This is a genomic window from Thiobacillus sp. 65-1402, assembly GCF_001897685.1.
In the GTDB taxonomy this organism is placed as follows: domain Bacteria; phylum Pseudomonadota; class Gammaproteobacteria; order Burkholderiales; family Thiobacillaceae; genus Thiobacillus.
Genome location: NZ_MKUG01000019.1, coordinates 1 through 25386 on the forward strand (window position 1 = coordinate 1; position 25386 = coordinate 25386).

22 protein-coding genes are annotated in these 25386 nt (G+C 66.3%); 7 read left to right on the plus strand and 15 right to left on the minus strand.

All coding sequences use genetic code 11. The features are described from left to right. Positions 1–800, plus strand: an 800-nt coding sequence (locus tag BGO62_RS01835; RefSeq protein ID WP_296638873.1) for an Sfum_1244 family protein, incomplete at its 5' end; no start/stop codon positions are given. 10 nt (positions 801–810) lie between these two features. Here BGO62_RS01835 and BGO62_RS01840 read toward each other — a convergent pair. From BGO62_RS01840 to BGO62_RS01870, 7 genes are all read right to left on the minus strand, one after another. Next, on the minus strand, positions 811–6756 hold the full coding sequence (locus tag BGO62_RS01840) for an Hpt domain-containing protein (RefSeq protein WP_296638874.1): 5946 nt from the start codon (positions 6754–6756) through the stop codon (positions 811–813). A 40-nt stretch (positions 6757–6796) separates the two neighbouring features. Beyond that, positions 6797–8902 (minus strand): methyl-accepting chemotaxis protein, encoded by a 2106-nt coding sequence (locus BGO62_RS01845; protein WP_296638875.1) that lies wholly within the window; start codon positions 8900–8902, stop codon positions 6797–6799. 73 nt (positions 8903–8975) lie between these two features. Next, on the minus strand, positions 8976–9497 hold the full coding sequence (locus BGO62_RS01850; protein ID WP_296638876.1) for a chemotaxis protein CheW: 522 nt from the start codon (positions 9495–9497) through the stop codon (positions 8976–8978). Between the two features lie 10 nt (positions 9498–9507). After that, entirely contained in the window at positions 9508–9873 is a 366-nt protein-coding gene (locus BGO62_RS01855; RefSeq protein ID WP_296638877.1) for a response regulator, read from the minus strand. Between the two features lie 23 nt (positions 9874–9896). Beyond that, positions 9897–10256, minus strand: coding sequence for a twitching motility response regulator PilG (gene pilG / locus BGO62_RS01860; RefSeq protein ID WP_296638900.1), 360 nt, complete (start codon positions 10254–10256; stop codon positions 9897–9899). A gap of 212 nt (positions 10257–10468) precedes the next feature. Continuing rightward, positions 10469–11374 carry a hypothetical protein gene (locus BGO62_RS01865; RefSeq protein WP_296638878.1) on the minus strand — a complete coding sequence of 302 codons (906 nt, stop codon included), beginning with the start codon at positions 11372–11374 and terminating at the stop codon, positions 10469–10471. Positions 11375–11556: 182 nt separating this feature from the next. Beyond that, positions 11557–11739: a rubredoxin gene (locus tag BGO62_RS01870; RefSeq protein ID WP_296638879.1), complete on the minus strand. Its 183-nt coding sequence runs from the start codon at positions 11737–11739 to the stop codon at positions 11557–11559. Positions 11740–11793: 54 nt separating this feature from the next. Here BGO62_RS01870 and BGO62_RS01875 point away from each other — a divergent pair, with 54 nt between their 5' ends. From BGO62_RS01875 to BGO62_RS01890, 4 genes are all read left to right on the plus strand, one after another. After that, positions 11794–12636, plus strand: coding sequence for a hydroxymethylpyrimidine/phosphomethylpyrimidine kinase (locus BGO62_RS01875; protein ID WP_296638880.1), 843 nt, complete (start codon positions 11794–11796; stop codon positions 12634–12636). Positions 12637–12644: 8 nt separating this feature from the next. Continuing rightward, on the plus strand, positions 12645–13280 hold the full coding sequence (gene thiE, locus BGO62_RS01880) for a thiamine phosphate synthase (protein ID WP_296638881.1): 636 nt from the start codon (positions 12645–12647) through the stop codon (positions 13278–13280). Beyond that, positions 13277–14554 carry a glutamate-1-semialdehyde 2,1-aminomutase gene (gene hemL / locus BGO62_RS01885; RefSeq protein WP_296638882.1) on the plus strand — a complete coding sequence of 426 codons (1278 nt, stop codon included), beginning with the start codon at positions 13277–13279 and terminating at the stop codon, positions 14552–14554. Before thiE ends, hemL begins: the two co-directional genes overlap by 4 nt. A 92-nt stretch (positions 14555–14646) precedes the next feature. After that, a complete protein-coding gene (locus BGO62_RS01890; RefSeq protein WP_296638883.1) occupies positions 14647–15714 on the plus strand; it encodes a hypothetical protein in 1068 nt (355 codons plus the stop codon). A gap of 61 nt (positions 15715–15775) precedes the next feature. On the opposite strand, the gene dsbD is transcribed toward BGO62_RS01890, so the two are convergent. Next, positions 15776–18049 carry a protein-disulfide reductase DsbD gene (gene dsbD / locus BGO62_RS01895; protein WP_296638884.1) on the minus strand — a complete coding sequence of 758 codons (2274 nt, stop codon included), beginning with the start codon at positions 18047–18049 and terminating at the stop codon, positions 15776–15778. After that, positions 18042–18365, minus strand: coding sequence for a divalent-cation tolerance protein CutA (gene cutA, locus BGO62_RS01900; RefSeq protein ID WP_296638885.1), 324 nt, complete (start codon positions 18363–18365; stop codon positions 18042–18044). The genes dsbD and cutA overlap by 8 nt, the downstream gene beginning before the upstream one ends. Before the next feature lie 3 nt (positions 18366–18368). Here cutA and BGO62_RS01905 point away from each other — a divergent pair, with 3 nt between their 5' ends. Continuing rightward, the gene (locus tag BGO62_RS01905) at positions 18369–18776 is read left to right on the plus strand and encodes an FxsA family protein (RefSeq protein WP_296638886.1); all 408 of its coding nucleotides are present in this window, start codon (positions 18369–18371) and stop codon (positions 18774–18776) included. Positions 18777–18806: 30 nt separating this feature from the next. Here BGO62_RS01905 and BGO62_RS01910 read toward each other — a convergent pair whose 3' ends face one another. After that, complete coding sequence (locus tag BGO62_RS01910) at positions 18807–19694, minus strand: SDR family oxidoreductase (protein WP_296638887.1); 888 nt, start codon at positions 19692–19694, stop codon at positions 18807–18809. Positions 19695–19789: 95 nt separating this feature from the next. Between BGO62_RS01910 and BGO62_RS01915 the strand changes: the two genes are divergently transcribed. Beyond that, positions 19790–20827, plus strand: a complete 1038-nt coding sequence (locus BGO62_RS01915; protein ID WP_296638888.1) for a CDP-6-deoxy-delta-3,4-glucoseen reductase — start codon at positions 19790–19792, stop codon at positions 20825–20827. Between the two features lie 15 nt (positions 20828–20842). On the opposite strand, the gene BGO62_RS01920 is transcribed toward BGO62_RS01915, so the two are convergent. The 5 genes from BGO62_RS01920 to hemC form a co-directional block, all read right to left on the minus strand. Then, on the minus strand, positions 20843–21361 hold the full coding sequence (locus tag BGO62_RS01920) for a DUF302 domain-containing protein (protein WP_296638889.1): 519 nt from the start codon (positions 21359–21361) through the stop codon (positions 20843–20845). Between the two features lie 100 nt (positions 21362–21461). After that, positions 21462–22634, minus strand: a complete 1173-nt coding sequence (locus BGO62_RS01925; RefSeq protein WP_296638890.1) for a heme biosynthesis HemY N-terminal domain-containing protein — start codon at positions 22632–22634, stop codon at positions 21462–21464. After that, positions 22634–23662 carry a uroporphyrinogen-III C-methyltransferase gene (locus BGO62_RS01930; RefSeq protein ID WP_296638891.1) on the minus strand — a complete coding sequence of 343 codons (1029 nt, stop codon included), beginning with the start codon at positions 23660–23662 and terminating at the stop codon, positions 22634–22636. Before BGO62_RS01930 ends, BGO62_RS01925 begins: the two co-directional genes overlap by 1 nt. Then, on the minus strand, positions 23659–24426 hold the full coding sequence (locus tag BGO62_RS01935; protein WP_296638892.1) for a uroporphyrinogen-III synthase: 768 nt from the start codon (positions 24424–24426) through the stop codon (positions 23659–23661). Before BGO62_RS01935 ends, BGO62_RS01930 begins: the two co-directional genes overlap by 4 nt. Next, the gene (gene hemC / locus BGO62_RS01940; RefSeq protein WP_296638893.1) at positions 24423–25343 is read right to left on the minus strand and encodes a hydroxymethylbilane synthase; all 921 of its coding nucleotides are present in this window, start codon (positions 25341–25343) and stop codon (positions 24423–24425) included. The genes BGO62_RS01935 and hemC overlap by 4 nt, the downstream gene beginning before the upstream one ends. Positions 25344–25386: the final 43 nt, after the last annotated feature.

The window sequence follows — 25386 nt, forward strand, 5'->3', positions numbered from 1 at the left end:
GGATCGATCCGTTCGCGGCCGACGACATCAACCGCGCGCTGATCCCGCAGGGACTGGTCTACAGCAGCGGGCTGGGGCATTTCCGCAAGCCGCATTTCGTGCTGGCCGAACTCAAGCGTGCCGAGATGCGCGAGGGGGTGCAGGTGCTGGTGGCGGGATGCGAATATGCGCGCGACCTGATTGCCCCGCCGGCGGCGATGCGCGATGGCGCCATCTTCCTGCGCATGGACGCAGTGCGCCGGCTGCTGTGGAACAAGTACGAAGAATGGCAGTGGAAGGAAAGGGATACCGCGCTCGGGCGCGCGTTCGCCCACTATGGCTTCGAGCACGACATCGAGCGCGGCCTCGACCGCATGGCCGAGGCCGAGAGCGAGGCGATGATCCTGCATGAAATCGGCGAGGCGCGCGCCGAAGCGCTGCTGGGCGAGGACTGGAACACGATGCTCGGCCAGCTGACGTCCAGGCACGCCGAACTGCTGGTGCGCGCGGTGCGCGACCATCTGGCCGACAGCCTGGTGACGCTGCCGACGCTGCTGGAGCGCGAAGCCATCGGCTCGCTGCATTTTTACCTGGCCAATCTATCGGGGCTGCGGCGCGCGCTGTTCCCGGCATTGCCGCAGGCATATGAAAGCTGGCTCGGCACCCCCGCTAACACCGGATTCGCCGAACTCGTGGCCAGGGCAGGAAGCCACTGGCTGGATGCGGCGCGGCAACTGGCTTCCACCTACCATCGCGACCCGCTGCAGGGCGACGCGCGCCTCGATGCGCTAGCGGGCGACCTCGCCGGCCTCAAACTCTAAGCCTGCCGGTTCAAGCCGGCAGCACCACATCCCGCCCCAGCTGCTCGGCAATGCAATCGAGCAGCTGCTGTTCCTGATACGGCTTGCCCAGATACTCGTTGACGCCGATTTCCAGCGCGTGTTTGCGGTGTTTGTCCGCCGTGCGCGAGGTGATCATGATGATCGGGACCGCCTTCATGCGTGCGTCGCTGCGCATCACCCGGGCGAGTTCGAAGCCATCCATGCGCGGCATCTCGACGTCGAGCAGCACCACGTCGGGGATCAGGTCGTGCATTTTTTCCAGCGCATCGACGCCATCCTTCGCGCTGTCGACGCGGAAGCCTTCGCGGCCGAGCAGGCGGGTGGTGATCTTGCGCACCGTGAGCGAATCGTCGACCACCAGCACCAGCGGCGCCTGCGAGGCGGCATTGGCTTCGGCCGCCTCGGCAGGCGCCGTGTGCTCCACCGCTGGGCGCGGCAAGCCGGCCCAGCGCAGCGCCAGCGGCACCGGGTTGAGGATCAGGATCACCCGTCCGTCGCCGCGCACCGTGGCGCCTGCCACGCCGGTGATGCGCGCCATCTGCGGGCCGATGTTCTTGACCACGATTTCGCGCGTGCCCTCGATCGCGTCGATCAGCACCGCGGCCTGGCTGGAGCCGCTGGCGAGCAGCACCACCGGGTTGTAGCGCTGCACTTCGTGCAGTGCTTCGGTGTCGCCCAGCAGATGCGGCAGATAGGAAAGCGGGTAGCGCGTGCCGCGCCACTTCACCTCGCCTGCCGCCATCGCCTGTTCCAGTTCATGCGGCTTCAGTTCCAGCACCTGCTGCACCAGCGGCGCCGGCAGCGCGTAATCGTGCCTGGCGGCCTGGATCATCACGGCCTGGGTCATCGCCAGGGTGAGCGGCAGGTAGATATTGAAGCAGGTGCCGGCACCCGGCGTCGAGTTGATGTCGATGCGGCCGCCAAGGGCTGATATCTCGCTTTTCACCACATCCATGCCGACGCCGCGTCCGGCAACCTGGCTCACGCTCTCGGCGGTGGAGAAGCCGGCGGCAAAGATCATCTGCGCCAGCAGGGTTTCGGTCGGCTCGACGCCGGGCAGCAGCAGGCCGCTGGCCTCCGCCTTTTCGCGGATGCGCGCGTAGTTGAGGCCGGCGCCGTCGTCCTTCACGGTGATCAGCATTTCGTTGCCGGTCTGGCGCGCCGACAGCACGATCTCGCCGAACTCCGCCTTGCCGGCGGCGCGCCGCGCCTCGGGCGCTTCGATGCCGTGCGCCAGCGCGTTGCGCAGCAGGTGTTCGAGCGGCGCGGTGACTTTCTCCAGCACCGAGCGGTCGATTTCCAGATCGCCTCCCTGAATGTCGAGCTGGGCGCGCTTGCCGACGTCGCGCGCGGTCTGGCGTACGGTGCGGTACAAGCGCTCGGCCACCGAATACAGCGGCACCATGCGCACCCGCAGCAGATCCTGCTGCAGTTCGCGGTTCAGCCGCGTCTGCTGGATCAGCGCAGCGTCGGCCTCGCCCAGGCGCGCCAGCAGGATGTGCTGCACGGTGGAAATGTCGTTGACGCTTTCGGCCAGGAAGCGGGTGACCTCCTGGAAACGGGTGAAGCGGTCGAACTCCAGCGGGTCGAATTCCTCCGTCGCGCCCTGCGTCTGGAAGGTCGCCTGCATCTGCGACTCGGCCTGGATTTCGACTTCGCGGATGTGGCCGCGCAGCCGCACCAGCGCCTCGGACAATTCGTTGACGTGGCGCTTGAACGCAAACACTTCGCTCTCGATCCGCGAGCGCGCGATCGCCACTTCGCCTGCCTGGTTGACCATGCGATCGACCCAGTCGGCGCGCACCCGCAAGGTCAGCGCATTGCCGTCGCGCACAGCCGGCTGCGCGGGCGCCAGCGGATCGGCCGCTGAAGCAGCCGTCTCGATACGCTCGAGCACCGGCTCGACCGGGGCTTCCAGCGGCGCGGCGGTTTCCTCGACAGCCGCTGCAGGACCGCCCTGCTTCAGGCGCTCCACCGCATCGTGCAGGCGGTCAAGCTGCGCTTCCAGCGTACCGAAGACGTCGGCACTTGCGGCCAGCTGGCCTTCGATCACGGCGATCACGCGCGACTCCATCACATGGGTCAACTCGCCCAGGCGCATCGCGCCGACCATGCGCGCACTGCCCTTGATGGTATGCAGGCTGCGCCGCAGCGCATCGCGTGCGGCCGCTTCGCCCGGCGCAGCCAGCCAGGCGCGCAACTGCGCGCTGGCATCCGGCACCAGGGCATCGGCTTCCTCGAGGAAAATCGGCAGCAATTGCAAGTCGATTTCATCGGCAACCTCGCGCCGCTCGAACACCGGCACCGGCGTGACGGGTTTCAAGTCCGGCACCAGCGCGCTGACGTCGAGCAGATGGGGAACGGAGGCGGAGTGGTTGGTTTCGGCCACTGCAGCGATGCCAGCCGCCTCGGCAGGTGCCGCCGCATCGGTCGCGGCGGCAGACGCTGCTTCAACGGCATGTTCCACCGGCATTCCGCCAGCCGGCGCCGTGGTCTGCTCGTCTTCCAGTTCGCCCAGCGCCGCGATCAGATCGTTCGCCATCGCGGGCAATTGCCCGCTCTCAATGCTTGCGATCATGCCGTGCAGACGCGCGACCGTATCCTGCACCAGCGGCAGATGCGCGGTTGGCAGCGGAACCTGCACAAAACGGTTCCAGTACTGTTCGAGCGCATGCGACAGATCGGACAGGACCGTGATGCTCGCTGTGCCCGCGATGCCGCCGAGGGTATGAACGGCACGGCGCGCGTGTTCGCTGACCGTGTTGTCGGCAAGCTCGGCGTGGCGTTCCGCCTCTTCCTGCAGCGCGGTCAGGTGCTGATGCGCTTCGGTCATGAAAATCTCGTACAAGCCGGCGGAGAGGCAGACCGGGCCGATGCAGACCTCGTCCGGCACGGACGATCCAGGCGCGGCATCGGCCGCGGCCGGTTCTGCTAACACGGCCGCCGCCGCCTGCTCGCCTACCGCTGCGTATTCGACAATGGCGCCCACATCCGGAACAGGCATGCCGGCCGGGGCTTCTGCCTCTTCAGGCTCGACGACGCGAGGCTGGTCCGGCATCGCTTCGACAACTGCCGCCATCTCGACGGCGGGCTCAGCGCTGGCGACAGGCAGAAGCAGCCATTCGGTTTCGGTTTCGGCTGCGGCCTCGACCTCCAGCTCCGCTGCGGTCGAGGCACCGGCTTCAGCTTGCAGCTCAGTTTCAACCGCCGCTGCGGCATCGCTCCCGGCGTCATCCGCTGATTCGGCCACCGCCTCGGTCGTTGCCTGGATTTGCCCATGCGCTTCGGCCGAAACGCTCTCGATTGCGGCCGCAGCCGGCGCGACTTCCAATGCCTGCCCCTGTGCCACGCGGCCAACCGCGGCCAACAAAGCGGACACCGGCAGTGTCACGGGGCGATTGGCCTGCAACGCGTCCACCCAGTCCTGGAACACGCCGCGGGCGCGCCCGATCAGGCTCAGCAGATCGCCGTTGGCCGCCTTTTTATCGGCCAGCCAGCCGTTCATCAATTGTTCAAGACGCCACGCAGTTTCGCCCAGCTCGTTCAAGCCAACCATGCGGCCGCTGCCCTTCAAGGTGTGGAAACCGCGGCGGATGACCGTCAGCGCAGCCTGGTCTTCAGGGTCTCCCTGACAGGCATCGCCGGCCTCGCCGATGGTCGCCAGCACCTCGTTGGCTTCTTCCAGGAAAATGTCCAGCAGTTCCGGCTCGACCCCCTCGGGGATCGCAGCCAGCAGATGGTCTTCGGCGGGCTCGCTTTCGCTGGCCTCGGACGCGGCCGGCTCCGCGGCCACTGCCGGTTCGGCCGCGCGCGCCGGCGGTGCAATTTCGGCAGCCTCGACAGGCAGGAATTCAAGCGCTGCGGCGGCGTCCACCCCCGGCTCGGCAGGCATCGGAGCGGCCGTTTCGCCGCCCTGCGGTTCAGCCTCGTCCAGCTTCAGCGGGATTTCAATCGCCGCCCGTTGCGGCAACGCCAGGCCGCTCAGGGCGGCGATCCCGGCATCGAGCGCCAGCGGCGCCTCGGCGGCATCGCGGCTGAGCTCGAGCGCAGCACGCGTCTGCTGCTTGAGCGCGGCGTCGTCGATCAGCTCGGCGTCGCGATTCAGCTCGGTCAGGGCATCAAGGAATTTTTTTTTTGAGTCGTCGCCGGGCTGATCGCGCCAGTCCAGATAGCTCGCCTGCACCTCGGCCTTGCGCACCGGCAAACCCGATTCAACCGTGTCGTCGAGCGCGCTTTCGTCGGCGCTGCCGGCATCGATCACGCCGAAGTCGACCAGGACAGGGCGCAGGATCCTGGCTGCATCGGCACGTCCGGAGCAGTAGGACTCGATATACAGTCCAAGACTGGAGAAGGCATCGGCCAGACGTTGCTGAGTCGCCTCGTCGGGATGGCCTTCGCCGGCAAACGGCTGCACGGTGGCCATGGCCGCCGCCAGCAGATTCGCGGCGTCGGGCAGTTCCAGCATGGTCAGCGCGCCTTGCGCCTGCTGCGCCAGCACCGGCAGACCGGCCAGCGCTTCGCGTTCGCCGGCGTCGCGGAAGAAGGCATCCAGCGCTTCCTCCATCTGCTTCAGATTTTGCCCGACTTCCTGCGCCATATGCACCAGCATGTCACGCTCGGCTTCGCGCTGGCTGGCGGATGCCACGACGCTGGCCGGCATCTCGCGGCCTTCGATCAGGGCATTCAGGCGCGCCTGCTGGCCCTCCGCGCGCACCGCAAAATCGGCGTGCAGGAGGTCTTCCTGGTCGACGGCATTCTGCATGAACAGCAGCGTGGAAGCGACTTCCAGATTCACCTGTTCGCGCGCCTCGCCGTCGCGCCCGGCAGAGGTAAGGGCCGCCGCCGCCAACTCATCCAGCAAGGGCATCAAGCCGCTGTTTTCGAGCATCTGCGCCTGCGGCTGCATGCGCGCCAGCTGGCCCTGGAACTGCTCCAGTTGTCCGGCATCGCCTTCCACGTAGGCATGCCAGCTGTCGCGCGCAGCCTTCAAGCCGGCCTGCAGGGCATCCAGCACCGGGCGCATGTGCGCCAGCGCTTCGGGATCCAGCATGCCGCGGCCCGGCAGGTAGCGATCGAGGCCGAAGGTCGAGCGGACTTCCGCAGCGCGGCCATCCAGGGCCTGGCTTTTGGCCACGAAGAACAAGGCGTCGCGCAGCAGACGTTCGGCGACCTGCGGCGAGCCTTCCATCAGGCGGCGCATTTGCAGGTCGATGCGGGCAAGCAGCTGCTTGACGTGGAAATCGGCCTCGACGCCGCGGGTGATCAGGCTGTCGATAAAGCCGACGCAGGCCCACCAGAAGGTTTGCGAGGCCTGCGACGGCGCGATGCGCTCGATCGCGGCCAGCGCCTCGCGCATGCGCTGCAGCCCCTGCTCTGCCTCGATATTGCGCAGGAAGGCCAGCAGGCCGCGCTGGAACAGGTTGCGTGCGGCCTTGGCTTCGGCCGCCAGCGCTTCCGGCGTCAGGCTATCGTTGGCGGGCTTGCCCTGTACCCGCGTGCGCATATCGGGGAAAAACAACTCGCCTTCGAACACCCGCTCGGCACCCTGCAGTTCGCGCAGGCGCTTGTACAGGGGAAACAGCGCCAGTTCGCCGCTGCCGCGGCCGTCGGCCAGATCCTTGACCCAGCGCTGCAGGCCTTCGATGGCATTACGCAGGGCGCGCAGCACTTCGTCGCCCGCCATCAAGCGGTTTTCATTGATGTCGGCCAGACAGGATTCCAGTGCATTGGCCAGCGCGGCCGCGCCTTCCAGGCCGACCATGCGCAGCGCCCCGGTGACCTGATGCGCATCGTCGCGCGCCAGCCGCAGGGCGTTGGTCAGATCGGCGTCGACGCTGTATGCCTGTATGCGCCCCAAGGCGGCCTGCAGGGCGGCGTCGATGTCCCCGCGCACCCAGTTCAGCGGGCCGGTATCGTAGTCGAGTAAGGCGCTCATGGTGTGTTGTTCCTGAAGTTGATTGCCGTGGCCGCCCCGGTCAGGCGAGCTTGAAGCCCGCAACCGAATTCTTGAGGTCTTGCGCCAGCTGCTTCATGCCGCCGATCGACTCGGCCGTCTGCTGGGTGCCCGTGCCGGTCTGCGCCGAAATCGCCTTGATGTCCTGCATGGTTTCCGCCACCTTGGCGGTCGATTCCGCCTGGCTCTGCGTGGCAGCCGAGATATCCGCGATCAGTTCGGCCAGCGTCTTCGACACGCTGCCGATTTCAGCCAGCGTCTGGCCCGCCGCATCGGACAGTTTGGCGCCCTCGACCACGCCCTGGGTCGATATTTCCATCGCCGCCACGGTGTCGTGGGTATCCGACTGAATGGTCTTGACGATCGCCGCGATCTGCTTGGTGGCATCGGCCGAGCGCTCCGCCAGCCGCTGCACTTCCTCCGCCACCACCGAGAAGCCGCGTCCGGCTTCGCCCGCGGACGCCGCCTGGATGGCGGCGTTGAGCGCCAGCACGTTGGTCTGTTCGGTAATGTCGGAAATCAGTTCGACGATTTCGCCGATCTCCTGCGACGATTCGCCGAGGCGCTTGATTCGCTTGGACGTTTCCTGGATCTGTTCGCGCAGGTCGTTCATGCTGGCAATGGCGTTGGCCACCGCTTGCTGGCCCTTTTCCGCGGCCGCCAGCGATTGTTCGGCCACGCGGGCGGATTCGGCGGCGTTGCCCGACACCTGTTGCACCGACTGCGCCAGGTTCACCACCGCGGCCGAGGTTTCCTCGATTTCCTCGGTCTGGCGGCGCGCCGCCTGCTGCAGCGAATCGGACACCTGGCCCGCCTGGCTGGCGGCCTGATCCATCTGCAGGGTGGCGTTGTTGATCCCGCGCACCAGGCTGCGCAACTCTTCCACCGTGTAGTTGATCGAGTCGGCCACCGCGCCGGTGATGTCTTCGGTCACGCTGGCGTTGATGGTGAGGTTGCCTTCGGCCAGTTCGCCCAGTTCGTCCATCAGACGCAGAATCGCTTCCTGGTTGCGGCTGTTTTCCTCTTCGCTCTTGCGTGCCCGCGATTTGGTTTCGTTGATGTTGACCAGCCCCAGCATCACCAGCGAGCCGATCGCCAGCAGGCCGAACAGGGCGGCCAGCAGATAGCCGGTGCCGCCGACCGATTGGTAATCCTGCGACAGCCGATCGGTATCCTGCAGCAGGGCATCGCTGCCGACGAACAGGTTGTTGGCCGCCATCTTGGCCTGCAGCAGCGGCTGCGTGTTGGCGAGCACCGCCCCCACCGACTCCACCATGTCGCCCATGTTGGCGCCCAGGTCTTCCAGGGTCAGCATGCTGTCCTTGTTCTGGCTGGCCGCGCCTTCCATCAGCGCCTGCACCGTGTCGCGGAACGAGGTCGTATCCTTTTCCAACTGCAGCACCACCTCGGGGTCGATCAGGTCGGACGACAGCAGCATGTTGGCGTTTTTCGGCAGCCGCTGGCTCAGCATGACCAGATGATTGGCGCGCGACACTTCGCGCACGCCGACCCCCGTATCGGCCAACTGGCTGGCGAGCTGTTCGGCGACTTCCTGCAGATCGATACTCAGCGCGTTGATGCGCTTGACGCTCTCGTTCATCGCCACCAGATTTTTCTGCTGCGACAAAATCTGCACGACCTGCGGGTTGAACTTCTGCCACTGCGCGCTGATTTTTTCCAGCGAATCGCGTGCCGCCCCGCTGGTGGCGGGCACTTCTTCGTCGCCTTCGGCCAGTCCGCTCAAAGTCGCCTCGAATGCGGCCTTGCCCTCCGCCAGCTTCTTGAAGGCGGCGGCATTCCCCAGCACGGACTGCTGGGCCGTCAGCGGCAGTCGCTGCGACAGCACTTTAAGCTCGCCCGCGCGGGCCTCGTAGCCAGTGCGATTGTCGAGCTGGAGCGAGCTGTAGATGGTGAAGCCGGCCGCCAGCAGCAGCGAGGCGATCAAGGTGCCGCCGGCATAGAGATACTGCTTGTCGACGGGCAAATGGCCGATCAAAGGCGCCTGGCCGGGCTCCTGGTCGGCCAGCTTGCGCACCGTCTGCATGATCAGGGTGGTGTGTTCCCCGCCCCGGTTCCTGCCCGTGACCTTTCCCGTCATGCGGCCCGCCAGGCCTTTCAGGCCATTCATCGTTATCGCCATATTCATTGCTCCTCTGCCTCCACTTGCCGGCGCCAATGCGCCTTCGTTATTCGATGTGCGATCAGTTGCCGAGCTGCGCTTCGACCTTCAGGAACTCGGCGTCGCCGAGCAATCGCCCGAAATCCATATCGCACCAGCCGGTGCCCGCTTCGTCCGCGTATTGGCGTGCGGCCCAGGGGTGTATCGCAGCCGCGCTGCGCAGCTGATAGCGATTGATGTTTTTCAGGCCGAGGGTGCCGCGCACCAGCAGCGCCGCGTTCACGCCAAAATCGTGATGCGGAATCAGCAGACGGCAATCGGCATGATCGGGTGTCACGCCCTGCCCCATGAAATCGGCGAGATCGCTCACCGCGAACAGGTTGCCGCGAATGTTGGCGACGCCGCGAAACCAGCGGCGCGCGCCGGGCACCTTGACGACGGGCGGCACCGGGATCACTTCCTCGGTGTCGGAGAGGCTCACCAGCCAGTTCGCGTCGCCTACCCGGAAGCCCAGGCGGGAGCCGGTATTGTCGCGGCTGGCTGCCGCCTGCAACTGCTGCGAAAGCGTGGTCTGAAATTCGCGCAGATTGAATTTCTTGGCCATGTCGGTCCGCTCAGCCGAGCGCCTTGATCTGCGACAGCAGATCTTCCGGCTTCACCGGTTTCACCAGATAGGCTTTTGCGCCCTGGCGCATGCCCCACACCTTGTCGGTTTCCTGGCCCTTGGTGGTGCACATGATGACCGGGATATGCTTGGTCGCGTCCTCCTTGGAAATCATGCGGGTTGCCTGATAGCCGTTCATGCCGGGCATCACGACATCCATCACGATCAGATCGGGCAGCGTCTGCTTGGCTTGCGCGACCGCCTCTTCGCCGCTTTCGGCCATGCTGACCAGGTAGCCGTTCTTGACCAGCAGCTCGGACAGGAAAAAGCGCTCAGTGGGAGAATCGTCCACCACCAGAATTCGGCTGATCGCCATAATTTATGCTCCTTGGAAAACAGTTAAGCCCCGGCACAGGCGTGCTCGCGCACCGCCGTCAGCAACGTGTCCTTGGTGAAAGGCTTGGTCAGATATTCATCCGATCCCACCATGCGGCCACGCGCGCGATCGAACAGCCCGTCCTTGGACGACAGCATGATGACGGGCGTGGTGCGGTACTTGGCGTTGCGCTTGATGAGCGAGCAGGTCTGATAGCCGTCGAGTCGCGGCATCATGATGTCGACGAACACCACATCCGGTTCGTGATCGGTGATCTTGGACAGCGCATCGAAACCGTCCTGTGCCAGGATGACCTCGCAACCGGCCTGGTTCAGAAAGATTTCCGCGCTGCGGCGTATGGTGTTGCTGTCATCAATGACCATCACCTTGACGCCTTTCAATGCTTCGTTATCCACACGTTTCTCCAGCAGAATCGTCAGCTGAACGGCACCTGCCATTCACCCTATGTGGTAAGCATTACGGCATCGACGCAGGCTTCTTTAGCGCCCGCCTTGCCGCCGGGCGGGGGCATGCGCTCGAAAAAAAGCGTCGCATCGCGACGCCTTTCCGGCCCGCCGAACTCAAGCGGCCGGTTTTACTGCTGCCAGGCTTCCGCGCTGGGCTTCTTCTCGACGCCCGCCACGCTGCCCATGGCCTCCATGATGGCATTCGGCAGGGACGAGATGCGCATGAACTGGCCCATCCCCACATCCGGGAATGCCAGGGCGATGCGGAAACGGCCATGCGGCGAGCTCACCTCGTTGTCGACGATATAAATCTCGTAAGGCAGTCCCGCGATGTTGTTCTGCATGTCGATTTTCTTGATCCAGTCGCCATCGTTGTGCTCGGCGTCGTTCATCGCCACGCCGAACACGGCCAGCTTGCGATCCGCCATCACCACCTCGTAGACCTTGGCCGTTTTGCCTGCGCCTTTGGCCAGGTTGTCGCGCACGGTCTTCAGCGCCTCGGCGAAGCTGCCGTACTCGGCCAGCTTGCTCTTCGACGAATCCAGGCGTTCCATGCCGATCATGTAGCGGTAATTGACCAGATTCCCCGGAGGCTCGTCCCCTCCCTGCCCCTTGCCCGCACCCAGCGTGTCCTGCAAGCGCGTTTGCAGGGCTTTGACTGCTGCTTCCCTCTTGTCGAAAGCCTTGCGGAAATAGGCCCGGTACCAGTAATCCGGATTGGTATAGGCGACGCTACCGTCCGCCTTCACCCCCACGCGAATCGCCGCGCCCAGCACGGCAGGGCCGCCCACCGCGCCCACTTCGTTGAGCATGGCATCATCGGTGGCGACAACCACCCCGTACCCCGTCAGGGTTTTGGGGAAATATTTGCCGACCACCTTGAAGCCTCCGCCTTTGAGCTTGGATTCGACAGCCGCCGCCACAACCTGGGCGCTGCCGCCGGCCACCGGGTCGCCCTGGATATAGGGAGAAACCGCCCACACGCCTGCCGAAAACGCGAGCAAGCCCCATGCCGAAATCCACCGCAGAATCATGACTGTCTCCTTTGTTCAGTATTTATTTTTAATAAACTTTATTTGAAGCCCGCCCGGTCAGACCGCAGACCCGGCTTCTCGCGGCCAGGCCATGATTTCATGGCTAAAAAACCGGCGCCGTCAACGTTCTAACGCCTCATTCAATGCTTTTCTTGAGCCGGCAGCCGCAAAAAACCGCGGCGTCAAAACGCCACCATCTCGAAATCCTCCTTGCGCGCACCGCAATCCGGGCAGGTCCAGTTGATCGGCACGTCTTCCCAGCGCGTGCCGGGGGGAATCCCGTCATCCGGCGCGCCGGTTTCTTCGCGATAAATCCAGCCGCAAATCAGGCACATCCAGTTCTTGTATTTCGGGGATTCAGGCATGGGACAAGGGGGGAATCGGCTAAAATCGGGGCTTGATTTTAAAGCAGTGACGCCATGCCGCCTATTTTCACCCCCAAACCGTCCCCTCCGCTGGTGCTCAGCTTCGCTGCGTCCGATCCCACCGGGGGCGCAGGCATCCAGGCCGATCTGCTGACGCTGGCCAGCATGGGTTGCCATCCGCTGTCGGTGATCACCGCGCTGACCGTGCAGGACACCGCGGGGATCGATGAAATTCTGGCGATCGATTCCGAATGGGTCATGGACCAGGCGCGCATGCTGCTGGAGGACGTCCCGGTCGCGGCGTTCAAGCTGGGCATGCTGGGCAGCCCCGAGTCGATCGCGGTCATCGCCGAAATCCTCGCCGACTACCCGGATATCCCGGTGATCCTCGACCCGGTGCTGGCGTCCGGGCGCGGCGACGAACTCGCCACCGACGACATGATCGCCGCGATGCGCGACATGCTGATCCCGCAAACCACCGTGCTCACCCCCAACAGCCACGAAGCACGGCGGCTGGCGTTGTTCGAATCGGACGAGGACGACATGGATCTCGCCGCCTGCGCCAAACACCTGATCGACCTGGGCTGCGAATATGTGCTGGTGACCGGCACCCATGAAGCCACGCCGCGCGTGCTCAACAGCCTGTACGGCGTCGACGGCCACGTGCAGACCGATGCCTGGGATCGCCTGCCCGGCAGCTACCACGGTTCCGGCTGCACCCTCGCCTCGGCCATCGCGGCCACCCTGGCGTATGGCCAGGACGTGCCGCAGGCGGTGCGCGACGCGCAGAACTTCACCTACGAAACGCTGAAGGCCGCCTTCCGCCCCGGCATGGGGCAATACATCCCCGAGCGCTTCTTCTGGGCGCAGGATGCGCAGACGGAAGGCAATGCCTGACTTCCGCCATGCTTGAATTCCCGGGCGGCGTCTATGCCATCACCCCTGAGACCGCCGACACCGAACGGCTGCTGAGCGAGGTCGAGGCCGCGCTCGCAGGCGGCGCGGCGGCCGTGCAATACCGCGACAAGTCGGCCGACGTCGCGCGCCGCCACGAGCAGGCAAGCGAACTCGTCGCGCTGTGCCGCCGCTTCGGCGTGCCGCTGATTGTCAACGACGACCTGCGGCTGGCCGACCTGACGGATGCCGACGGCGTGCACCTGGGACGCGACGACGGCAGCCTGCGCGAGGCGCGCATCATTCTCGGCCGCGGCAAGCTCATCGGCGCCTCGTGCTACCAGAGCCTCGCACTGGCGCAGGCGGCGCAGGCGGCGGGCGCCGACTACGTCGCCTTCGGCAGTTTCTTTCCATCGCCCACCAAGCCTGCGGCCGGGCGGGCCGATGCGACCTTGCTGCGCGAAGCAGCACGCGCCCTGTCCGTCCCGATCGTCGCCATCGGCGGCATCACGCCGGCCAATGCGCCCGCTTTGCTGGATGCCGGTGCGGACAGCCTTGCCGTCCTCTCCGCCCTGTTCGATGCGCCCGACATCCGTGCCGCCGCGCACGCCCTGAATCAATTATTTGAAACGGAATCTGAACAATGACCCGCAACGAACAACTCTTCGCACAATCGCAACAAGTCATCCCCGGCGGGGTGAACTCGCCGGTGCGCGCCTTCAAGAGCGTCGGCGGCACCCCGGTGTTCTTCAGCCGCGCAAAAGGATCGCGGGTGTGGGACGCCGACGGCCGCGAATACATCGACTACGTCGGCTCGTGGGGCCCGGCCATCCTCGGCCACGCCCATCCCGGCACGGTCAAGGCGGTACAGGACGCCGCCGTCAACGGCCTGTCGTTCGGCGCGCCCAGCGAAGCCGAACTGACCATCGCCACCCGCATCACGCAACTCTTGCCGAGCATCGAGAAAATCCGGCTGGTGTCGTCCGGCACCGAGGCGACGATGAGCGCGATCCGCCTGGCGCGCGGCTTCACCGGCCGCTCCAAGTTCATCAAATTCGAGGGCTGCTACCACGGCCACGCCGACTTCCTGCTGGTGAAGGCCGGTTCCGGCGCGCTCACCTTCGGCAACCCCACCTCGGCCGGGGTGCCGCTGGAAACCGCGGCGCAGACCATCGTGCTCGACTACAACGACGTCGCCGGGCTGGAACGCACCTTCGCCGAAATCGGCAATGAAATCGCCTGCATCATCGTCGAGCCCTTCGCCGGCAACATGAACCTGGTCAAGCCGACCGCGGCATTCATGGCGGCGATGCGGCGCCTGTGCGACGCACACGGCGCACTGCTGATCTTCGACGAGGTGATGACCGGCTTCCGCGTCGACCTCGGCTGCGCGCAGAAGCTGCTCGGCATCCGCCCCGACCTCACCACCCTCGGCAAGGTGATCGGCGGCGGCATGCCGGTGGGCGCCTTCGGCGGCCGCGCCGACGTGATGGACGCTCTGGCGCCGACCGGCCCGGTGTACCAGGCCGGCACGCTGTCGGGCAACCCGGTGGCGGTGGCGGCCGGGCTGGCCACCCTGGCCGCGATCTCCGAGCCCGGTTTCCATGCGGCGCTGACCGCCCGCACCGAGCGGCTGGTGCAGGGGCTGACCGCCGCCGCAGAAGACGCCGGCGTCACCTTCTGTGCCGATTCGGTCGGCGGCATGTTCGGCCTCTACTTCGCCGCCAAACCGCCGGCGAGCTTCGCCGAGGTCATGCAGTGCGACAAGGAGAAGTTCAACCGCTTCTTCCACGCCATGCTCGACCGCGGCATCTACCTCGCGCCGTCGGCATTCGAGGCCGGCTTCGTCTCGGCCGCGCACAGCGATGCCGACATCGACGCCACCGTCGCCGCCGCGCGCGAGGTCTTCAAGGCGCTTTAAAGGCTTTGCCCGCGGAGGATGCGAAGAAACGCGCAGGGGAAAATCCGCTACGCGAACTTCGCGTCCTTCGCGGCTGAAACAAGGTTTTGCAAATGAACGACGAGCTTTCCCCCGAAGACGAGCTGCGCCTCAACGTGCTTTTCAACACTGAGCTCAAGGCCGTCCGCATCGACGAATCGAGCATGACGCTGTGGGCGCTGACGCCGCAAGGCGAAGCCAGCGTGCCGCTGAAGCCCAACGAGCGCTCCGACCGTTACCTGAAGCGGGTGCGCGAGCAGCTGTCCGGCCACGCGCTGGGATCGCCCGGCGGCTACCCGGTGCATCTGACGCGCTGGACGCGGCAGTCGCAGGCCGGGCTGTCGGCCCAGCACCTGGCGCAGCTGCTCTTGATCGCCGAAGAGGAAGCGGTGGTCGCGGTGGTGCACTCGCCCGCGCTGACCGACGAACTGGCGCGCTACGCGTGGTGGTGCATGCCGACCATCGAGAACGCGCGGCTGATGCTGATGCGCGACGTGGTATGCCGGGGCGGCATGGGCCGCACGCTGGCGGAGTTCCTGATCGAGCACCTGGCCTTCCTGCACGAGGACGATGTCGGCATTCTCGATACCGTGGCGGTGATGCTGGTTTCCGGCGTGCTCACCGAGGCCGAACGGCTGTCGATCTGGAAGCGCGGCAGCAGCCGCAATTCGTATTACGTGGCCTTCCTCGAATTGCAGCCCGATACACTGCCGAATCCGCGCGCCGCGCGCGCCGACCACGCCGGCGTACCGCAAATTGCCGGCAACCCTTACAGCGCGATGCTGGAAAAAGCGCTGTCGGGGCAGGGCCAGACCTTCCTCGCCACCAGCGCGCTCGTCCTCGACCGCCCGGAAATCCAGGAAGTGGTCAACCACGCGCTGAACGCGCTGGCGCAATGGTGCGCGCCGCTGCGCCAGGCCGACGCGGCCGCGCGCGGCGCGGCGCGTGCCGCAGTGCTCGCGGCCGCACCGCAACTGGAGGCGGACTGCGCGGCGCTCGATGCGCTGGCCACGGCGGATGCCGACAGCGCGCGGCCGATCTTCCTCAAGACCACCGCGATCGGCTCGCTGATGCGGCGCAAGATTCAGCCCCTCGTCGTCCCGCTGCTGGACGGCATCGCGGTACTGCAGCGCCAGCCCTGAAGGGCCTCAGCGCGCCCGAAAGCGCGTGTGAGGCCGGCCGCCCCGGATCGGCCAGGCGGCCTCAGCGTCCCAGCGCCGAGTCGATGCTAGACAGGAATTTCTCGGCTTTCTCGAACCCGATCACCTTGAATTCCGACTGCGCGCCCGCGCTGTTCCAGAAAATCAGCCCGGGCGGGCCGAACAGCTTGAAGCGCTTGAGCAGCGCCTTGTCGGCATCGCTGTTGGCGGTAACGTCGGCCTTCAGTAGGACCACGTTTTGCAGCCGCGCCTGCACCTTGGGATCGCTGAAGGTGAAGCGTTCCATTTCCTTGCACGACACGCACCAGTCGGCGTAAAAATCGAGCATCACCGCGCGCCCCTCGGCCTTCGCCGCTGCCAGGCGCGCGTCGAGTTCGGCGACGTCTGCGACCTTCTCGAACGCCAGGCCTTTCTGCTCGGCCGCCATCGCGGAGCCGCCCTTGAAGACGCCCCCCTTGTACACTTCAAGCGGCTGCAGCAGGTCGCGGCTGCCTGCCAGCATGCCGAGGATGATCGACAAGCCGCCGATCAGCAGCAGCACGCCGAGTCCTTTCCACAGCCGCGACCAGCCGGATGCGTGGGCCGGCAGCGGATCGAGCGCATGCAGGTAGATCGCCGATGCGATCAGCAGCAGAGCCCACAGCAGCATGTTGACCCAGGCCGGGATGATCGGCGAGATCAGATAGATGGCGATCGCCAGCATCAGCACGCCGAAGAAGTACTTCACCGCATTCATCCAGCCGCCGGCGCGCGGCAGCAGCGCCCCCGCCGACAGCCCGACCAGCAGCAACGGTATCCCCATGCCGAGCGCCAGCACGAACAGTGCAACGCCGCCCAGGGTGGTGTTGCCGGTCTGCGCGATGAAGGCGAGCGCGGCGGCCAGCGGCGGCGCCACGCAGGGGCCGACGATGACGGCGGACAGCGCGCCCATCACGAAGACGCCGATGAAATTGCCGCCCTTCATCTTGTTGGAGGCATCGGAGAACTTGCTTTGCAGCGCGCTCGGCAGCTGGATCTCGAAAAAGCCGAACATCGACAGCGCCAGCAGCACGAAGATGCCGGCGCCGATGCCGAGCGCCCAAGGATTCTGCAACGCGTTCGACAACAGGGTGCCGGAGAGGGCGGCCGCAACGCCAGCCAAGGCATAGGTGATCGCCATCCCCAGCACGTAGGCGAGCGACAGCAGGAAGCCGCTGGTCTTGGTGAGCTCCTTTTTCTGCCCGGCGATGATGCCCGACAGGATCGGGATCATCGGGAACACGCACGGCGTCAGCGCCAGCAGCAGGCCGAAACCGAAGAAGGTGGCGACCACCGCCCAGAAGCTGCCGTCTTTCAGCACGCGTTCGATGCGCGAGGTGTCGGATTCGCTCGCCGCTTCGGCCGGGGCATCGGCCGCCGCCAGCAGCGCGGTCGCCGCAGCGCCATTTGCCGCCAGGGAAAACTCGCGCTTGATCGGCGGATAGCAGATGCCCACCGCTTCATTGCACCCCTGCCAGGTTGCTTCCAGCACCAGCGTTTCATTCGCGGCAAGCGCGCGCGACAGCGTCACGGCAGCGGCGAAATCGCGGTGATACACCTCGGTGCGGCCAAAGGTCGGATCGTCCTTGACGTCGCCCGCCGGGGTGTCGACGCCCGTCACTTTCACATCGGCCGGCGACTTGACGACAAAGGCGAGCTTGTCGCGATACAGATAAGTGTTCGCGGTCAGCGTGTAACCGAGCTTGACCGTCTGCGTATCCGGCATGGCGGCGGCGACGAGGAAGGCCTCGTCCGGCGGCAGCACTTTCGGCATCCCGCCGTCGCCAGCCAGGCTGCGCAGGCCGTCCAGCGCGGCAGTCGCAATCGGCGTGGCCGCGGGTGCCGGCGCGGCGGCAGCGGGCTGCGGCGGCGGCAGCTTGATGGTCGCGCTGACTGTTTGCGGGGTGTAGCACAGCCCGGCGTCGGCGCAGCCCTGCGAGGTGGCTTTCAGCGTGACCGAGGTGGCGCCCGGCGTGCGCTGGATCGGCAGCGCGATACGCACGTCCTTGAGATAGGTTTCGACCTTGCCGAAATATTCGTCCTGCTTCAGCTTGCCCGGCGGCAGCTGCAGCGCGCCCAGGGTGGCACCGGCAAGCTCGAACTTGAACTTGTCGCGGTACATGTAATAGCCGTCCGCGATCTGCCAGCGCGCTTCCAGCGTGTTGGCATCGAGCGCGCGCGCCGAGAACTTGAACGCAACTTCGGGGTCAAGAAATTCTTCGGCGTGGGCCACTGGAAAATGCGCAAACGCACCCCAAAGTACGGGCAGTACGCCGAGCAAACGAATCCACTTAATCATGTTTTTCAGTCTCCTTGGCCACCCAGTCAAGATAAGCGGGCAGGCCGTGCGTTATCGGTACGGCGATCAGTTCAGGTACGTCGTCAGGGTGTTGCGCGCGGACGATTGCTTCAATCAGCGGGTAATTCGCCGCGCTGGTTTTGATCAGCAAGGGGATTTCCTCCCTTGTTTCCACAGCTCCCCGCCAACGGTAGATGGAGTGGCAGGCCGGCAAAACGTTCACGCATGCCGCCGCGCGGCGCTCGACCAGTTCGCGCGCGAGTTTTTCGGCGGCGCTCCGATCGGGTACATTGGTCAAGACTAACAAAGGTTCCATGTCATGCGCTTTGGTTGGATTGTGCTACTGCTGTTGTCGTTTCCGGTGCTGGAAGCCATCGGCATTTTCTGGATGGCCGGCGCCATCGGCGGCTGGGTGCTGCCGTGGCTGCTGCTCGACGCCATCGCCGGGGTCATGCTGATTCGCGCCGAGCGCGTTGCCTGGGGCGCGCGTCTGCTGTTCTCGGTGCAGTCCGGCGCGCATCCGCTGGCCGCGCTGTTCGCCAGCGGCCGCATTCTCCTCGCCGGCGGCCTGCTGGCCTTCCCCGGCTTCATCAGCGATGCCGCCGCGCTGCTGCTGTTGCTGGCCCCCGGCACCTGGAACCGGCGCAAGCCGGATCCGCTGCGGCCGGCCAACGACGATGTGCTGGAAGGCGAGTTCAAGCGCGAATCCGACGATTTGCTGCGTTAGCAAAAAACTGCGTCACGTCGACTGCGCCAATCAAAACAGCTTCATCTGCCCGCGTGCCTGCTTGATTTCGCGCAGCAGGTCGTCCGAGGCCGGATAGCGGTATTTCAAGCGCAGTTCGCGCACGGTGCGCGCGTTCGACAGCTGGCGCGACTCGCGCAGGAAGGACAACAGCGCTTCCGACAACACCTTTTGCGCCTCCGCGCGGTCGACCCGCGGCGGGCGCGGCAGGCCGAACGCGTCGGCGCAGCTGTCGAACCAGTCGCCCATTTTCAAAGGATGCGCATCGACCGCATGGTAGATGCGTTGCGAGCGTCCGCGAAACAGCGCCGCCCACGCCAGCCGCGCCAGGTCGTCGGCGTGGATATGGTTGGTGTAGCTGTCGTCGCTGGCGATCAGCGCAGGGGTGCCGCGCTTGATGCGTTCCAGCGGCAGGCGATCGGCAGCATAAATCCCCGGTGCGCGCAGGATGCTCACCTGCACCCGCAACGCCTCGCCCCAGGCGCGCAGCTGGCGTTCGGCATCGACCCGCCGCACCGCGCGGCCGTTCACCGGCGCCACCGGCCGCGTCTCGGCCACCCAGTTGCCGCCGCAGTCGCCATACACGCCGCTGGTGCTGATATACACCAGCGCACCCGGCTTGCCGCGCCGCATCAGCGCGTGCAGCAGATGGGTCGTGCGCGGATCGGTCGTGCCTTCGCCGGGCGGCGGCGCAAAGTGGAATACGCCATCGACGCGCGGCAGGCGGCGCAGGCTCCGCGGCACATCGAGATCGCCGATATAAGGCGTCACGCCGAGCGCGCGCAGCTCGGCAGCACGCTCGCCGCGCCGCGTCAGCCCGATGAACTCGGCCTGCCCGGCATAGCGTTTCGCCAGCCGTTCGGCCACGTCGCCGAACCCCACAATCAAGATCTTTTTCATTGTTGCCTGCCTGTAACCCTATGCCCGCAGGGGTGTAAACCCCGCGCGCTCGGGCGATAATTCCTTGGTTTGTAACCGTATTCTAAGCCCACATCATGCCGCATCAGGTCACCCTCCAGCCCAGCGGGCACCAGTTCACCGTCGCCGACGATGAAACCATTCTCGAAGCCGCATTGCGCGAAGGCTTTGCCCTGCCCTACGGCTGCCGCAACGGCGCCTGTGGCGCCTGCAAGGGCAAGGTGTTGGCGGGCCAGTTCGACTACGGCGTGCATCAGCCCAACGCGCTGAAAGACGAGGAGAAGGCGCAGGGACGCGCACTGTTCTGCCGCGCCAGGCCGCTCTCCGACATGACCATCGAAGCGAAGGAGATCGGCGCCGCCAAGGACATCGTGGTGAAGACGCTGCCGTGCCGGGTGGAAAAGCTGGAGAAGCGCGCCGACGACGTCATGCTGGTAAAAATCAAGCTGCCCGCCAACGAGCGCCTGCAGTTCCTGGCCGGGCAATACATCGATTTCCAGCTGAAGGATGGCAAGACGCGCAGCTATTCGCTCGCCAACCCGCCGCACGACGACGCGCTGCTGGAGCTGCACATCCGCCACGTGCCCGGCGGCCTGTTTTCCGACCAGGTATTTTCCACGCTGAAGGAACGCGACATCCTGCGCCTGAAAGGGCCGCTCGGCAGCTTCTTCATCCGCGAAGACTCCGACAAACCGATGCTCTTCATCGCCGGCGGTACCGGCTTTGCGCCGATCAAGGGCATGCTGGAGCATGCCTTCGCCGAGCACACCGACCGCGAACTGGTACTGTACTGGGGGGTGCGCTCGCTGAAGGATTTATACATGGCCGAACTGCCGCAGCAATGGCTGGCCGAGCGCCCCAATTTCAGCTTCGTTCCGGTATTGTCGAATCCCGCGCCGGACGATCGGTGGCAGGGACGTACCGGCCTGGTCCACCAGGCCGTGCTGGCCGACTTCGCCGACCTGTCCGGCTACCAGGTCTACGCCTGCGGCGCGCCGGTCATGGTGGACAGCGCGCGCGACGCCTTCATCCGGACCCGCCGCCTGCCCGAGGACGCGTTCTTCGCGGATGCCTTCAGCTACGCGGCGGACGCCGAAACCGCACCTGCCGCCTGAGGCCGGTCGGCAGGCTTACAGCTCGCCCTTGGCGCCCGCCTGCATGATCTCCACCAGCGCCTGGCGCACCGCGTTGATGCGGTCTTTCAGCGCCTGCGGCACGCGCTTTTCCTGCGCCAGCATGTCCACGTTGACGTCCATCATCACCAGCCAGCCCTGACCACTGGCATCTTCGATCATGGCGATGCGGCACGGCATGTACACCGCAAAATCCAGGTTCAGGTCGATCAGCGCCTTGGCGGTGACGGCATCGCAGAACTGGAAGATGGTGATGGTGCGCTGCGGCTGGCCGGTGACCGCCTCCACCTGCTTGGACAGCGGAAGCTCCGCCACCAGCTGCAGGTTCAGCGCATTGGCACGCAAGCGCATCGAATCGGCCGCATCCTTCAAACCGACGCCGCGCTCGATGGCCACCTTGTAAACGTCGGCCTGGACGGCCTGTTCGGCGGGCGGCGCTGCCGCCCGGCTGACGGGTGCGGACAGCAGCAACGCGCCCAGCACGGCGCCTAATACGGAAAAGAAAGCAGGGCGCATGGGAATACTCCTCACGAATATAAGCACTTTCTGATAATACACCCGGTCCCGCGGCGTATCCCCGCACAAACGTGCTACGCGCGCGGGGCGCGTCGCCGGCTTACTGCGCGCGGCACAGCGCCAGCGCTTTTTGATAGTGCTGGCAGGCTTCGCCCGGCTGACCGCTCTGGGTCTTGAGTTCGGCCATGCGGACATGGCCTTCGGCACTGGCCGCGATGGCGAGGCTGGCTTCCAGATAGCTCTGCGCCTTGCCCCACAGCGACTGCACACTGCACAACTGCGCCAGCGTCAGCAGCAACTGGGCGTCGCGCGGTCGGGCATGCAGCCATTTCTCGGCCTGTTCGATTTGCCGCGTCGGGCTGCTGCCGCGCACTTCGCCGTACAGCGCCACCAGTTCCTCGTGCCAGTCGCGGTTGAGCGCGGCTTCCAGCACGTCGAGCGCGGTGTCGTGGCCGTTGCGCTGCATGAAGGCACGGGCGGCGGCACGCGCCACCCAGGCATCGGCCTTGAAATCGGCTGGAATTTTCTTCCAGTATTCCAGCAAGCCGCGGTCGTCTTCGGCACGGCGCCTGAGATTTTCAGCATAGGCCATGCGGCGGTTCTGGGTGGCCACGCCGGGCTCCATGGCATTGCTGCGCATCAGCGCGTCGAGCAGGCGGTCGACCTCGTCCCACTGTCCGGTCAGCTGACGCGCCTTGAGTTCGAGGCGCAGCAGCGCGGTGTGCTGCGGCGCGATCTCCTTGGCCCGGTTGATCGCCACCAGCGCGGCCGCCGCGTCCTTGGCGTCGAGGCAGGCTTCGGCCTCAAACAGCTGCGCCGCGAGTTCGGCGCCGTATTCGGAGGCTTCCTGGAGATGGCGCTCGCGCTGCGGCGTGGCGCGCATTTCCTGGGCGGCGCGGGCGGCCAGCACGCGGGCCAGCCCGCGCCGGGCGTCGTCGCCTTGCCATTGCCCCAGCGACAGTTCGGCGTCCTGGTAGCGGTATTCGGCATACGCCCTGAGGCCGCCGACGAAATTTTCGTCGCGTTTTTTCGCTGCGCGCTGCTCGCGCTGTTCGCGCACGATGCGCGGCAAATTGAGGGTCAGCAGGGCCAGCCGCAGCAACACGATGCCGCCCACCACCAGGCCGATCGCGATCAGCACAAAGCTGATGAAGGAGATCTCCATCCGCCACGGCGGGTACACCAGCACCACATAACCGGGGTCGTAGCGCCCGGCCATCGCCAGCGCGACGGCCAGCACCGCGACGATGAGGAACGAGATCAGCCAGCGCATCAGTGATTCCCTTTGTAGGCGTCGAGCGCAGCCAGGCTGGCGTCGATGCCGGGCAGCCGGATGGCGATCTGCAGGCCGGACAGACGCTTGACCTCCTTGAGCGCGGCCGCGACGCCGGCGTCGCGCGTATTGAAATAGCGCTCCAGCATCTCCGACACCGCGCGCAGGTCGGCCTGGAACCCTGCCTGATCCTGCGCCAGCAGAGCCAGCCGCGCCGACAGCAGGCGCAGACGCAGATTTTCGCGCAGGAAGTAGGCCTGATCGGGCGGCAGCAGCACCGCCTCGTTGCTTTCCAGCCGGCGGATCTGCACGATCCGCTTGAGCTCCGTCCACAATTCCTGGCCCAGGTTCGTCGCACTGGCCCGGCGCGGTGCAAGCGCTGTCTCGGAGCCTTGCGCGCTCGCCAGCGGCCAGCCGGCATGACGCGCCACCAGCGCCTCGATACGCGCGCTCGCGCCCACCTCGTCGAGCGAAGGCACCGCGCGCAGGTTGGCGAGGTCGGCGGCGATGGCGCGGCGCAGCACGGTGAATTGCGGCTTGTTCACCCGCTGCAGCCGGGTATCGGCGCCTTCCAGCGCGATGATCGCCGCCTTCACATTGCCCGCCAGCTGCAATTGCTGCGCGGCGGTAAGCAGCACCTGCTCGATCTCCGCCAGCGTCCACTGGTCGCGCCCCTGCGCCAGATCCTTGTACAGGGCTTCGAGCGCCAGCTGCTGCTGCTGCGACGTCGCCATCTGGCCTTCGATATGCGCGACCTTTTCGCCGACCTGCCGCATCGCGTCGTCGGCGTTGCGCGCCAGCAGGCGGGTTTCGCTCACGTCCTTGCCCGACTCGGCCAGCCGGCGCCCCAGTTCGGTCTTCAGATCGCGGATGCGCTCGCGGCCGTCGGACCACGACCAGGCCGCCGCCGCCAGCGCCAGCACCGCGACCAGCAAGGCAACCAGCGGCAGCGGCTGGATGCGCGCGTGCGGCACAGCAGGCAATGCGGCGGCGGGCAGCGCGGAAGACGTTTCGGGTGTGTCGCTCATTGATTGTCCCTGAACCAGTTGATCAGCCCCTCTACCAGACCGGCATCGCCACCCGGCGTGGCGATGACGTCGGCGATACCGAAGCGGCGGGCCGCCTCGGCGATTTTCTCATGCGGGGCGAAAAGCGGGGTATGCCGCAGCAGCGGCGCGCCCGGCGCGCCCAGCAGTGCCGCCAAATTATGCAGCGTCTCCGCGCTGGTCACGGTCACCGCGTCGATTCCGCCGGCTTGCCAGCATGCCAGCAACGCTGCGGCATCCGCCTGTGGCCGCCCGCGCCGGTAGCATTCCAGGAAATCCACCTGCGCCCCGCGTGCGCGCAGCGTGTCGGTCAGCAATGCACGGCCGCCGACGCCGCGCACGATCACCACCCGCTTGCCGGCGACGTCGTTCAGCTGCGGCAGCGCCAGCAGCGCTTCGCTGTCCTGGCCGTCCGGCGTGACGACGCCGTCGAGGCCTTGCGCCGTGAGCGCGCGCAGGGTGCCCGGCCCCACCGCAAAAACCCGGGCCGCGGCCGGCAGCGCGCCGCCGGCGCGGATTGCCGCCATGCCGAACTGGGCCGCATTGGGGCTGATGAAAATCGCGATATCGGCAGCGGCCAGTTGCGCCAGCGGCGCGGCCAACTCGTCCAGCGGCACCGTCTCGATGGCGAGCGCGGGAAATTCGAACGCCGCGCCGCCCGCCGTCCGGATCGCCTGTGCCAGCGCGGCGGCCTGATGGGCCGGCCGCGTCACAAGCACGGTGCGCCCCGCCAGCGGCCCCGTCATGCAGGCAAAGCGTCGAGGATGGCGCGCGCCCCCAGCGCCAACAGCTTGTCGGCGAGCGCTTGGCCGACCGCTTCAGGATCGCCGGCGTCGCCCTCGGCGCGATCGTGGATGAAACCGCTGCCGTCCGGATTCGCCACGAAGCCGTTCAGCACCAGGCGGCCGTCCTGCAAGACCGCGTGCGCGCCCAGCGGCACCTGGCAGCTGCCGCCCAGCACGCGGCTGACCTGGCGTTCGGCGCGCACGCAGGCCGCCGTTTCAGGGTGGTTGAGCGCGGCGAGCATCGCCGCCACGCCGCTGTTGCCGCTGCGGATTTCGATGCCGAGCGCGCCCTGGCCGGCGGCCGGAATGCTGTCCTCCACGGACAGCAGGCTCTTGATGCGCGCGCCCAGGCCGAGCCGCTTGAGGCCAGCGGCCGCCAGCAGGATCGCATCGAACTGGCCTTCGTCGAGCTTCTTCAGGCGGGTGCCGACGTTGCCGCGCAGCGGCTTCACGCTCAGGTGCGGATAGCGCGCGCGCAGCTGCGCCTCGCGGCGCAGGCTGGACGTGCCGACCACGCTGCCGGGCGGCAGATCGGACAGGCGTTCGTACTGGTTCGACACAAAGGCATCGCGTGGGTCTTCGCGTTCGCCGATCACTGCCAGCATGAATCCCGGCGGCAGCTCCATCGGCACGTCCTTCATCGAATGCACGGCCAGGTCGGCCTGCCCGGCTTCCAGCGCCACTTCGAGCTCCTTGACAAACAGGCCCTTGCCGCCGATTTTTGAAAGGGTGACGTCGAGAATCTGGTCGCCGCGCGTGGTCATCCCCAGAATGTTCACGGCGCAGCCGGGATGCAGCGCCCGCAGGCGGTCGCGGATATGCTCCGCCTGCCACATGGCAAGGGCACTTTCTCGGGAAGCGATGGTCAGGGTGTGCATGGCGGTAGAAGTAAACAATTTAATTTGGCAAATGGCGACGCGA